The 12,311-nt window shown below is 52.4% G+C and carries 9 protein-coding genes; 3 read left to right on the plus strand and 6 right to left on the minus strand.

What is annotated here, in order from left to right; all coding sequences use genetic code 11:
* Positions 1 to 212: 212 nt before the first annotated feature.
* Positions 213 to 1,862: a 23S rRNA (uracil(1939)-C(5))-methyltransferase RlmD gene (rlmD, locus tag G358_RS0121580; RefSeq protein WP_019639344.1), complete on the minus strand. Its 1,650-nt coding sequence runs from the start codon at positions 1,860 to 1,862 to the stop codon at positions 213 to 215.
* A gap of 351 nt (positions 1,863 to 2,213) precedes the next feature.
* Here rlmD and recQ point away from each other — a divergent pair, with 351 nt between their 5' ends.
* Both recQ and G358_RS0121590 read left to right on the plus strand, forming a co-directional pair.
* On the plus strand, positions 2,214 to 4,049 hold the full coding sequence (gene recQ, locus G358_RS0121585) for a DNA helicase RecQ (RefSeq protein ID WP_019639345.1): 1,836 nt from the start codon (positions 2,214 to 2,216) through the stop codon (positions 4,047 to 4,049).
* A gap of 12 nt (positions 4,050 to 4,061) precedes the next feature.
* The gene (locus tag G358_RS0121590; RefSeq protein WP_019639346.1) at positions 4,062 to 5,909 is read left to right on the plus strand and encodes a B12-binding domain-containing radical SAM protein; all 1,848 of its coding nucleotides are present in this window, start codon (positions 4,062 to 4,064) and stop codon (positions 5,907 to 5,909) included.
* Positions 5,910 to 6,478: 569 nt separating this feature from the next.
* Here the strand turns inward: G358_RS0121590 and G358_RS0121595 are convergent.
* The 4 genes from G358_RS0121595 to mnmL form a co-directional block, all read right to left on the minus strand.
* A complete protein-coding gene (locus G358_RS0121595) occupies positions 6,479 to 7,411 on the minus strand; it encodes an alpha/beta hydrolase (protein WP_019639347.1) in 933 nt (310 codons plus the stop codon).
* Between the two features lie 504 nt (positions 7,412 to 7,915).
* Positions 7,916 to 8,320 carry a VOC family protein gene (locus G358_RS0121600; RefSeq protein ID WP_019639348.1) on the minus strand — a complete coding sequence of 135 codons (405 nt, stop codon included), beginning with the start codon at positions 8,318 to 8,320 and terminating at the stop codon, positions 7,916 to 7,918.
* A 56-nt stretch (positions 8,321 to 8,376) separates the two neighbouring features.
* Positions 8,377 to 8,958 carry a tRNA 5-(aminomethyl)-2-thiouridylate-methyltransferase MnmM gene (mnmM, locus tag G358_RS0121605; protein ID WP_019639349.1) on the minus strand — a complete coding sequence of 194 codons (582 nt, stop codon included), beginning with the start codon at positions 8,956 to 8,958 and terminating at the stop codon, positions 8,377 to 8,379.
* A 1-nt stretch (position 8,959) separates the two neighbouring features.
* Positions 8,960 to 9,910, minus strand: coding sequence for a tRNA modification radical SAM protein MnmL/YtqA (gene mnmL / locus G358_RS0121610; protein ID WP_026342403.1), 951 nt, complete (start codon positions 9,908 to 9,910; stop codon positions 8,960 to 8,962).
* 438 nt (positions 9,911 to 10,348) lie between these two features.
* Between mnmL and trmB the strand changes: the two genes are divergently transcribed.
* Positions 10,349 to 11,056, plus strand: a complete 708-nt coding sequence (gene trmB, locus G358_RS0121615) for a tRNA (guanosine(46)-N7)-methyltransferase TrmB (protein ID WP_019639351.1) — start codon at positions 10,349 to 10,351, stop codon at positions 11,054 to 11,056.
* Between the two features lie 106 nt (positions 11,057 to 11,162).
* Here the strand turns inward: trmB and G358_RS0121620 are convergent, their stop codons facing one another.
* Positions 11,163 to 12,296 (minus strand): UDP-N-acetylglucosamine--LPS N-acetylglucosamine transferase, encoded by a 1,134-nt coding sequence (locus G358_RS0121620; protein ID WP_019639352.1) that lies wholly within the window; start codon positions 12,294 to 12,296, stop codon positions 11,163 to 11,165.
* Positions 12,297 to 12,311 lie beyond the last annotated feature (15 nt).

The raw sequence follows: 12,311 nt of genomic DNA on the forward strand, positions 1-12,311 counted from the left end.
CTCGAACCGGTTTTATCCGACAGGTTCGGGGCTTTTCAATGCGTGCCAAGACGAAACCGTGCAAACCCAAGTTTAAGATGTTTCTCCTGATTTTGCGGGGGCCTCATAGCCTCCACTTCTTTCGTTAGACCCGATTGGCTACGGCTAAGACAGAAGCCCGAATACTAAATACATTCGGGCTTCAATATACAGGTAAATGCAGCTATGAATTATTACTTCCTTACTAGCGACACACAGCACTCCACATGGCTCGTCTGCGGGAACATGTCCACCGGCTGCACCCATTCCAGCGAGTAGCCGCCGTCGAGCAGTTCTTTACAGTCCTTCGCCAAGGTCGACGGATTGCAGGACACGTACACGAAGCGCCTTGGCTTCGTGCGCAGCACCGCTTCGATGAAGCGCGGGTCAAGCCCCGTACGCGGCGGGTCAGCGATGATGACGTCAGCCTTGAAGCCCGACTTCACCCAGCGTGGGAGCAATTCCTCGGCGTTACCCTCGTAGAAGGAGGCGTTATCTCGTCCGTTGCGGGCTGCGTTCGCCTTGGCGTCCTCCACCGCCTCGGGAATCGACTCTATACCGCGCACCTCGCTGGCATAAGGAGCCAGCCACAGCCCAATCGTGCCCGTGCCGCAGTAAGCGTCCACGACTACTTCCTCGCCCGTCAGTGCGGCCGCTGTGCGTACCGATTCATACAGCTTGACCGTTTGCAGCGGGTTGAGCTGGAAGAACGCGCGAGGGGAAAGGGTAAACTCCAGATCACCAAGCGCTTCCTCGATGCTATCCCCGCCCCAGAGAATCGTTGTCTTGTTGCCGAACACGAGTGAGGTGTTCTTCGGGTTGACGTTCAGCGCGATGCTGGTAAGCTCCGGCATGGCCAACCTAAGCTCCTTAACAAGCTGATCCAGCCGGGGAATGCGGTCATTTGCTGCTACCAGCGTCACCTGCAGCTGCCCGGACTGGAAGCCCCAGCGCACGACGATTGTCCGCACGATTCCCTGATTGCTTTTCTCCTGATATACAGGAATACCCAGCCGCTGCAGGACGTTGCGCGTCTTGTCGACAGCCTCGTTCACTTTCGGATGCTGGATCGGACAGCCCGTAATATCGATCAACTTATGCGAATCGGCTGCATACAATCCGGCGATGACGCCTTCCTCCTGCAAGCCCAGCTGAAGCTGAGCCTTGTTACGGTAGCCCCAAGGGTGCTCCATGCCGAGAATCGGCTTCATGCGGAGCTCCTGCAATCCGGCATAGCGAGAGAACGCTTCGCGAACGATCTCATCCTTGCCCTTCAACTGGCCTGGATAGGAGATATGCTGGATTTGGCAGCCGCCGCATATGCCAAATACCGGACATGGCGCATCGGCCCGCTGAGGGGAGCGCTTTTCGATTTTCACCATTTCCGCGTTGATGAATTTGTCCCGGGCCTGGGTCACCTTGGCGTGAACGACTTCATCTGGCAGAGCTCCCGTGATAAAAGCCGCCTTGCGACGGTAATATCCGACGCCTTCGCCATTGATGCCGAGCCGCTTGATCGTAACGACGATTTGGTCGCCAATCCGCAGTTCCTCAGCATGCTCGCGTCCGGAAATGCGAGGAGCCTGCTGCTTGGCATTGCGCGGCGCATACGGCTTGCCATCATGAGATTGGTGTCGCTTGCCATCACGGGATTGATGTGGCTTGGCATTGCCGGATGTGTGTTGGCTGGCATCACCCGGCGCATTAGGCTTGGCAGGCTTATCCTCGTTTGTGGTATGCTTGCTCACGCCTTCTGCAGGCTTGCTCCTGTCTGCAGTATGTTTACTTTTTGCAGCACTGTTGTTGTTTTTATGTTTATTGTGGGATCTTGACGATGCCTTCATGATTAAATTAGCTCCATCCTTATGTGAATTGTACAAGTCCAATATACCACGCAGAACAGGCAACCACCATGCTGAACAGGCAACGACCACGCAGAACAGGCAACCACGATGCTGAACGGACAACCACCATGCAGAGGCGGAAGGGAAAAACTACAAAACTTGACGTCTTGGAAATGCTGCCGCACTTATAAATAATACTCTCGTGTGTAATCCTCCATAGACTTTATTCTGTCAGCTATCCAAACCCATTCCATAAAAATTCAAAATCGTTTGCCCAACGCGCCCACTCCCGGTAAACTAAATAAGGAACACATAAAGAACGATGGTAAAAAGTAAGGAGCTTATTTTCGAATGAATATGCAATCCTCTTTAATGGAAGAAGCCAAGTCTTATTTGCAAAAATATTACGGTTACCCGGATTTCCGGGAAGGCCAGCGCAAAATCGTAGAGAGCGTCTTGTCGGGAGCCGACACGCTCGGCATTATGCCGACGGGCGGCGGAAAGTCGATCTGTTATCAGATTCCCGCACTTATGCAGCCTGGCCTTACGCTCGTCGTCTCGCCGCTCATCTCGCTTATGAAGGACCAGGTGGACGCGCTTACCACAGCCGGGGTATCCGCGGCTTATATTAATAGCACGTTGTCCGGCAAGGAAGTGAACGAGCGCATCCGCGCGGCGAGAAGGGGCGAACTGAAGCTGCTGTACGTCGCCCCGGAGCGGCTGGAGCTGGACTGGTTCCGCGAGGAAATGGGCAGCCTGCAGATTTCCTGCGTCGCCGTCGACGAGGCCCACTGCGTGTCGCAGTGGGGCCATGATTTCCGCACGAGCTACCTCGCGGTCGCGCCGTTTGTGAACGGCTTGCCTGAGCGCCCGATCGTGGCGGCATTTACGGCGACGGCGACGCCGGAGGTCATGGACGATATGACTCGGCTGCTGCAACTGCGCGATCCCGCTGTGTTCGTGACTGGACTCGGCCGCGACAATTTAGCCATGTCTGTGCTGCGCGGCGAGAACAAGCGCGAATTCGTGCTGAACTATGCGAACACGCACGGGCATCAGCCGGGCATCGTCTATGCCGCTACCCGCAAGGAGGTCGACGACCTGTACGAGCGGCTGCGCCAGAGCGGTATTCCGGCGGGAAGGTATCACGCCGGGCTGCCTGACAAAGAGCGGGAGGAGAGTCAGGAAGCGTTTCTCTATGACGACATCCGCGTCATGGTTGCGACGAATGCTTTTGGCATGGGGATCGACAAGTCCAACGTCCGTTACGTGATTCACTTTAATATGCCGAAGAATATGGAGGCTTATGTCCAGGAAGCCGGCCGCGCCGGACGGGACGGTGAGCCGAGTGAATGCATTCTGCTGTTTAGTCCGCAGGACATTATGACGCAGAAATTTCTGATCGAGCAGAACCCTCAGGATGAAGGGCGCAAGCGCAACGAATACCGGAAGCTGCAGCAGATGATCGAATATTGCTATTCGACTAGCTGCCTGCGCTGGGGAATGCTCGATTACTTCGGGGAGAACCACGACCGGAAGCCCTGCGGCATTTGCAGTTCCTGCACGGACGAGCGCGAACTCGTGGACATGACCCGCGACGCGCAAATCGTTTTCTCCTGCATCCACCGGATGAGGGAGCGCTTTGGCGTTACGATGGTCGCTTCCGTGCTCAAGGGCTCGCGCAACAAAAAGGTGCTGCAATACGGCTTCGACAGCCTACCCACGTACGGCATGATGCCAAGACGTACGGAGAAGGAGATTTCCGAACTGATCAACGTGTTTATTGCCGAAGGCTATCTGGCCTTGTCCGAGGGGCAGTACCCGGTCGTCCGGCTTCAGCCTTTGGCGGTTGATGTGCTGAAGGGGCAGCATCAGGTGATGATGCGCGAGCCGGAGCCGGCTACATCTCAGGCCGCCGGAAGCAGCCGCCGCCGCAGAGGGGCGTACGACGACGGGCCGTCTGCCGTCAATGAAACGGTATTTGAGCAGCTCCGCCTGATCCGCCGGGATTTGGCTGAGAAGGAGCGCGTACCATCGTACATTATTTTCAACGATGCGACCCTTCGTGAGATGAGCGTCGTTTGCCCGGCGAGCGAAGCGGATATGCTGAAGATAAAAGGGGTCGGGGAAGTGAAATACCGCAAATATGGACGGGTATTTCTCGAATTTTTTCAAAATATGGAATAGGGCTGTGAAATCATGAAGGTTATACTATCTACGCTGAATGCGAAATTTATTCATACCTCTCTGGCGATCCGCCTGTTGAAGGCTTATAGCGGGAACGATTTTGACATCGAGCTCACTGAATATACGATCAAAGACCCGACGATGAACATCGTGTCCGACTTATTCCAGCGCAGGCCCGACGTGATTGGGTTCTCCTGCTACATCTGGAACATCGAAGAGACAATCCGTGTTATTGACGTGCTCAAAAAAGTCATGCCCGAGACGACCATCGTCCTCGGCGGGCCTGAGGTATCTTACGATACGCAGTACTGGATGGAACGCGTTAAGAGCGTGGACTTCATCGTGATGGGGGATGGGGAGGAGACATTCCACCATCTGCTGCAGGAGCTGTCCGGGGACCGGAAGTTTCACTATGTATTCGGCACCGCCTACCGCAAAGGAGACGAGGTGATCATCAATCCGGGACGGCCAAAATCGGATCTGAACACACTGCCTTCGCCACACCGTTTTCCCGAGGATATCCCGAATCTCAGTAAACGCATCGTCTATTTCGAGACAAGCCGGGGCTGCCCGTTCAGCTGCCAGTTCTGCCTTTCCAGCATCGAGGTCGGAGTCCGGTACTATGACATCGAGCGCGTAAAGTCGGATATCTTGTATCTGATCGACAACGGCGCCAAAATCATCAAGTTCCTCGACCGGACGTTTAACATCAACCGCAGCTATGCGATGGAGATGTTCGAATTTCTAATCGAGAACCATCGCGGCTGCGTGTTCCAGTTTGAGATCACCGCTGACATCATGCGGCCGGAGGTGCTGGATTATCTCTCCGAGAATGCGCCTCCCGGCATCTTCCGCTTCGAGATCGGGGTGCAGTCGACGAACGATCCGACGAATGAGCTGGTGAAGCGGCGGCAGAACTTCACGAAACTGACCCGCACCGTGACCAAGGTTAAGGAAAGCGGCAAAATCGCGCAGCATCTGGATCTGATCGCCGGCCTGCCGCAGGAAGATTACGCTACGTTCCGCAAAACTTTTAACGATGTGTTTGCGATGGCGCCGGAGGAACTGCAGCTCGGGTTCTTGAAAATGCTGCGAGGCACCGGTCTGCGGAACGACGCAGCGAAATACAACTACGTGTATATGGAGCACGCGCCTTACGAAATGCTCAGCAACGATGTGCTGTCCTTTGCCGACGTCGTCCGCCTGAAACGGCTGGAGGACGTGCTGGAAAAATACTGGAACGCGCACCGGATGGATCATACGCTGAACTATTTGATGAGGGTCGAATTCGATTCCCCGTTCGATTTCTTTCAGGAATTCGGCGATTACTGGGAAGAACAGGGCTGGCAGCGCATTGGGCACCAGCTTGAGGATTTGTTTCTCCGCCTGCATGAGTTTCTCGGCCAGCGCAAGCTGAAGACGCCGGACGTCGTGCTCGGCCTTATGAAGCTCGATTACTTCCTCGGGCACAAGTACAAGCCGCGAAAAATCTGGTGGGAAGACCGCATTGGGAAGGATACGCGCGGAAGGTACCTTAGCATGCTGGCTGAGCAGGTTGTTGGGCAGGAGATGGATCTGCAGCCTGGGCGGCTTGCCGGGCGACTGATGGGCATGGGCCAGCTCAAGCAGGTTGTCCCACAGCCGGGGGGCCTGGCATCCCATCTCGCCGGACGGAGTTTGAGCGAGCGGGAGCTGCAGAAGTTCGCCGTTCTCGAGGAGCTGCCGTTCCGGCTGGACGATGTACTGCAGGGCAAGGAGCTTTCCGCGGAGAGCATGGAACCTAGCTTGCTCGTGGTGCTCTATCAGCAGACAGAGGATGAGAGACCGCTGTATTTTTCGCAGCCGTTAGCACGGATTTGAACATATGCAGTAAGGTGCCTCTTTTCGCACCGTGCGCAGCTCCCAGCGCTGTGCTTCGCTGCATAACGGCGGTCGGTTCGGGCCTCTGTAACCCCTCGTTGACCATTGAAAACACAAAACAAATGGATTCATTGTACTTAAAAGCTGAACTTTATTACTAAAATCACAATTAGCTGGATTTCTTGTTGTTAAATCGCAGCTTTAATGCAAGCAGACGCTAAAACGATGCTTTAGATACACGTAATACAGCTATTTCACGTATCTGCCTCAGAAAGCTAAAATAAATACAAGAAATCCGCTTAAATAAAGCCCTTAATCGTTTCTACTGGAACAATCAAGGGCTGCTAACAACGTGACAATTTGAGAGCAAGTCAAGCTTCAAGTTACCTCCGCAAGTGCAAAATCCGCATGACGCAAGTTAAACCAGCAAGTGCAAAATCTGCAAGCGCCGCAAGTTACCTCCGCAACTGCAAAATCTGCAAGCGCAAATCTGCAGGCGAAACCCGTAAGCGCAAACCCGCAAACGCAAACACCCGTCCGGCGACTCTCCGGACGGGTGTTTGCGTTTACTAGACGTGCCTCTCCAGCCAGTCGGCGAGATCGCGCATGACCTCGTCCCGGTTTGTCTCGTTCAGCATCTCATGCCGGCCTCCCGGATAGAGTTTGACCTCAACGTCCCGGATTAGCAGCAGATTATATAGCGCGTCAAGCTTCTTTATGCCGTCGCCCCGTAAGCCGACCGGATCTTCGTCGCCGCCGAAGATGTAAATTGGCTTTTCTTTAGGTATTTTCCGCATCAACCTAGGGCGATGGATTTCCTGCAGTAGCGAGAAGAACCCCCGGAAGAAACCGGCGCTGCACAGAAATCCGCATTGCGGATCGTTGACGTATTTATCCACTTCCGCATCATCCCGGGAGAGCCAGTCAAACGGCGTGCGTGGCGGAAGGAAATGTTTGTTGTAGGCCCCGAAAACTAGTGCGTTCAACATTAAGCTGGGATGGCGTTCACCCTGGACCAGGCATTGCAGCCGGGCCAGCTTTTCGCCAAACCCAATCATTCCGCGCGGACCGTTGGTTCCGGACAGGATGAAGCCGGAATAGGGCTCCGGCGCAGTATACATCATTTTTTGCGTCAGGAATGATCCCATGCTGTGACCCAACAGAAAAAGGGGCAAATTCGGGTAGCGTTCTCGAATAATCCGGCTGAGCGCGCTCATGTCCCTCACCATGCCGCCAAAGCCATCTTTGCCAATGCAACCGAGGTCGGCGTCGGAACCAGCCGTTTTGCCATGGCCCCTATGATCGCCTGCGAAGACGATCCAGCCGCGTGGGGTAAGCATTTCAGCCAGGCGTTCGTAACGCTTGGCCGTCTCAGCCATACCGTGGGCAATTTGTAAAATACCTTTTAGCGGGACGGCCGGATAACTTGCAGGAGAGGACCATTGATAAACAAATACTTCGTTCTGCACATCATTTGTGAACGTAAAAGTTTGCTCCAGCAACCGACACACCCCTTATTTGAATGATTCCAGACTTAAAGCTCAGACTGATACTCCCAAACTGATACATCTAGCTAGACTGACCAACTATTACTTCCACACTGGTAGATCTAAACTGATACATCCAGACTTATCGACTGGCAAACCTGATACTCCACACTGTTATCCACTAACTGATACATCCAAACTGATAGTACTTACACTGATGCATCCAACTGATACAGCTAATTAGTACTTACACTGATATATCCAAACTGATACAGCTAATTAGTACTTACACTGATATATCCAAACTGATACAGCTAATTAGTACTTACACTGATACATCCAACTGATACAGCCAATCGACAAATCCAAACTGATAGTCCGGAATTTAACCCCAAACCCAAAATCCAAACCCAAAATCCAAACCCAAAATCCAAACCCAAAATCCAAACCCAAAATCCAAACCAAAAGCCAAACCCAAACTCCAAACCAAAAATCCCAGAAGGAAAATTCAAACGATAATTATTCTTCAGATAAATGGACGGGTTCTAAAAATTCAATCCGTTCCCCATCCGGGCCGTTGAAGAAAAAGAGGCGGCTGCCGTTTGCGATAGAGCGAATTCCCGCATCTAATCCCGACAGACCTAACCCGGCAATACGCTTGTATTCCTCCTCTATGTGACTCACCGTAAAGGCGATATGATGGACGCGTCCTTCACTTGGCAGCTCCTCGCCGCCCCGGACATAAACCAATTCAATCTCAACGTTGTCCTGGCCAGGGAAAGCGAGAAAGGCCAGGCGCAGGTCGTCATTGACATCACCGATCGTATTCAGAAGTTTAAGACCGATTACACGCTCATAGAACTCGATGGAATCTTCCAGTGCGGATACGCGGATACCGACGTGCTCAATTTTACGAATAGTCATAGTAATAAGCCCCTTTAAAGTATATTTTTTGCACAAAAAGATGGCGGCAGCTGCGTCTACCTTTTCTCGATCGCGATCAAATAGGGCGCAGCAGGCTTCTGGATTTGCCGGTAGATGACGGCTTGTCCCTCCGCAGAAGAGAGAGAAGCCGCCCAGTTCTCTACCGCGCGCGCTTCACCATCGCCTCCCGGATGTCCCGGGTAGAGGACGACGGTGACAATCCCTTTGGACCGCAGCACTCGAAGGGCAGACTGCAGCGCATGCAGGGTGCTCTCCGTCAGCGTGATCAGGGCGGAATCAGCTCCTTCGGCAGGAAGATAGCCGAGATTGAACATGACCGCGCCGATCATTCCGTGCAGCTGCTGCGGCAGCGCGTCCTCCATCTCCGCATGGCTTCGCTGCACCAGAGTTACCCCGGCAAGCCGGTCCTGCTTCGCTTGATCGAGCCGCTGCCGGGTGAGCGCGAGCGCCCTCGCTTGAATATCGAACGCATACACATGGCCGCGGGGTCCGCAGATCCCGGCGAGGAATAAGGTGTCTTGGCCTGTTCCCGCCGTGGCATCGATTGCGCTGTTACCCGGCTGCAGCCGCTCGCTCACCAGCTTGTGAGCAAAACTTAGTACGGACATAAAGCCCATGCTACCCCCTCCAATATTTCCCCTGCCAAGTGTCTCTTTGCTTGAGCTCATTATCGATGGCGTTAAGCACTTCCCATTTGTTCAGGCTCCACATCGGCCCAAGGAGAAGCTCTCGCGGTGCGTCTCCGGTGAGTCGGTGAACGATCATTTCCGGAGGGAGGAGCTCCAGCGTATCGGCGATCAGTTTCACGTATTCATCCTTCTCCAGAAAACGGAGCAAGCCGGCTTCATACTGCTTGACCATCGGCGTTTTGCGCATCAAATGCAGCAGGTGGATTTTGATGCCCTGCACATCCATAGCCGCTACGGCCCGCCCTGTGTCAAGCATCATCTCGTGCGTTTCCTGCGGCAGCCCATAAATAATATGTGTGCATACGCGGATGCCCCGCTTCCGCAGCTTCTCAACGGCTTCGAGATAACACGCCGTATCATGAGCGCGGTTGATCAGTTCCGATGTAGATTCATGAATGCTCTGAAGCCCCATCTCTACCCACAAATAGGTTCTTTCGTTCAGCTCAGCCAAATAATCGACTACATCATCTGGAAGGCAATCCGGGCGCGTAGCGATGGACAGGCCGACCACGCCGGGCTGCTCCAGAATGGCTTCATAATATTCTTTGAGTACTTCAACAGGGGCATACGTATTTGTGTACGCCTGGAAATAGCCGATGTATTTGGCCTGCGGCCATTTTAAATGCTGCCTGTCACGAATTTTGTTGAATTGTGTCACAAGATCGTCACGTCTGCTGCCTGCAAAATCACCTGATCCACGAGCGCTGCAGAACGTGCAGCCGCCCTTGGCGATCGATCCATCGCGGTTCGGACAGGTGAAGCCTGCATCCAACATTACTTTAAATGCTTTTTCACCAAACTGCTCCCGCATCTCGAAATTCCAGGTGTGAAAGCGTTTGTCTGCCCATAGCTTGGGCGAAGAACTCAGTTCTATATTCATCATAACTCCTTTATAGATCATAAAAAATGCCTGCAAGAAGAAATTTTCGCTCATTCCCATCATTCCCGGTTAAGCCCCATAGAGCCGCACCAGATTGAGTCTTCCATTGATTCATTGTATCAAAATTTGTGGAATAATGGGAAGTAAATGCGCAGTACTTTCTTGCGGTGGATTACAGATTATGTTATTTTGTATGTAATACAAAATTAGGTTTGGACCCCAATTCCAAATATATCGAGGAAGGAATCTTGTGAACCGTCTCCCCGGCGGCTGCGAGATTCCTTCTTCATTTTATTTTACAATCAATTAGAGGTCGCCCAACAACCTTAACATCCTCTTTACAACAGGGATGAACTTCGGCACAATGGTTGCAGTAATACAAATCTTTGTGGTCAAGCCACAGCTATAGCTATGGATTATAGAAAGCGGAGGAATGACATGCGTTTACGCGGGAGAAAAGGAATTCGGGAAAACCTCGAACAGCAGCAGCATCTCGTCATATTGGAACCACGGGAGTACAAAGGGCGCTGGTCGGAAGTGTTTGGCAGCTCACGCCCGATTCATATCGAGCTCGGGATGGGTAAGGGACAGTTTATTAGCGGGATGAGTGTGAAGCATCCTGACGTTAACTTTATAGGTATGGATATGTATGATGAACTGATCCGCAGAGCCAGCGAGAAGGTACGGTCGGTTTGGCAGGAACAGGGGCAGGAGGAGCCGCAGAGCGTCAGGCTGGCGCTTGGCAACATTGAGTCGATCGAGGAGTTTTTCGCGCCGGGTGAAGTAGAGCGGATTTATTTGAACTTCAGTGATCCATGGCCCAAGAAGAAACACGGGCGCCGCAGATTGACGCATCCGCGCTTTCTCGACAAATACCGCACACTGTTAAACGAAAATGGAGAGATTCATTTCAAAACGGATTCGCAGGAGCTGTTCCAGTTCTCTTTGAACGCCTTTGCGGCTTGCGGGCTGCAGATGAATAACATTTCGCTGGATTTGCATCACGGCGGCATCAATGAAGAGCATGTGATGACCGAATATGAGACAAAATTCGTCAATCAAGGCGTGAACATTCATCGCTGCGAGGTCATCGTAGGGAAAGCGGCCCTGGCGCGGTATCATGAGCATAAGATGGATCAGTTCTAAATTGTTTTAGCGAAGAAATCAGGCCACCGGGCTAAACCGGTGGCCTGATTTCTTGCTAAGGGAAGCGGCCGCAAGCAGCTTCATAGTTCCTCTTCCCTTGATCCATTTAAGAAGATACTGCATTTTGTTCCAACAGATCCATAATTACTTGGGCGCTTTGCATCGGGTGATAGCTGGCGATTTGCTCCAGCACTTTCTCCCTGGTCAAAACAACCTCTTCATAGTGAACGGTAAGACGATTAATCCATTTCGTAATGTCATCCAGAGAATTAATTGAGGTTCCCCAGCCCTGCGATTCGAAATAATGGGAGTTTTCTTCCTCTTGTCCGGGAAGAGGCTTGTGGAATAACATCGGAATTCCTTTAGCCAGTCCTTCGGTACAGGTCATGCCCCCCGGCTTCGTAATCAGCAGGTCGGATACTTCCATCAGTTTGTCAATTTCCCTCGTAAATCCTAGAAGGCGGATGTTCGGATGTATAAATCGGGGATCCTTCCTCATTTTGTCCAATGATTTCTGATTGCTGCCAAAACAGAAAATAATTTGAATTTTGTCTCGATGTTTAGCGAGCAGCGAATTGACCGCTTCATCCTTCATGAATCCCCAGCCACCGCCCATCACTAGGACTGTAGGCATATCTTTCAAATCGAAGTGACGGCGGATATCCTCTTTGCTGTGTCTTTCCCAAAAATTTGGATGAACAGGAATGCCGGTAATCCGAATTTTGCCCTCATCTACCCCTCGTTCAAGCAGTTTCTCCTTGACTTGAACGGTAGACACGAGATAGCAGTTTACTTCCCGGCTGACCCATGTGCCATGTGCGTCATAATCTGTAATTACAGTACAGAGCGGAACGTCGAGCCCCAACCGCTTCATCCGTGAAATGACGGCACTTGGAATCGGATGAGTACAAACGATGACATCGGGATGAAGCTGCCTTATGATCTGTATAGTCCGGGTATAAAATATCCGGTGCAGCGCCGCGGTAGTCAGCCGATTCAAGGATTTCTTATAATTGCTCCGGTACATCATCCGGACGAGGCGGGGCTGCGATGATACCGTTTTTTTGTATGCAGTAATAATGATTGGAGCCATTCTCGGATTCAGGAAGCTGCCGAGCTCCAGCACCTTTGTCTGAATGTTGGGTGCTAATTTGCGCAAACTGCTGGAAAGGGCATAGGCCGCCTGTGTATGTCCGGCTCCAAATCCTTCAGATAAAAGCAAGACTCTTTGTTTAGACACTTAGTTTCACCTTTT

The sequence above is a fragment of the Paenibacillus fonticola DSM 21315 genome (genome assembly GCF_000381905.1).
GTDB lineage: Bacteria > Bacillota > Bacilli > Paenibacillales > Paenibacillaceae > Fontibacillus > Fontibacillus fonticola.

Bases quoted from the DNA above. Each gene is read 5' to 3' on its own strand.
- rlmD (WP_019639344.1), bottom strand. From the start codon at position 1,862: ATGAAGGCATCGTCAAGATCCCACAATAAACATAAAAACAACAACAGT.
- recQ (WP_019639345.1), top strand. From the start codon at position 2,214: ATGAATATGCAATCCTCTTTAATGGAAGAAGCCAAGTCTTATTTGCAA.
- G358_RS0121590 (WP_019639346.1), top strand. From the start codon at position 4,062: ATGAAGGTTATACTATCTACGCTGAATGCGAAATTTATTCATACCTCT.
- G358_RS0121600 (WP_019639348.1), bottom strand. From the start codon at position 8,320: ATGACTATTCGTAAAATTGAGCACGTCGGTATCCGCGTATCCGCACTG.
- mnmM (WP_019639349.1), bottom strand. From the start codon at position 8,958: ATGGGCTTTATGTCCGTACTAAGTTTTGCTCACAAGCTGGTGAGCGAG.
- mnmL (WP_026342403.1), bottom strand. From the start codon at position 9,910: ATGAATATAGAACTGAGTTCTTCGCCCAAGCTATGGGCAGACAAACGC.
- trmB (WP_019639351.1), top strand. From the start codon at position 10,349: ATGCGTTTACGCGGGAGAAAAGGAATTCGGGAAAACCTCGAACAGCAG.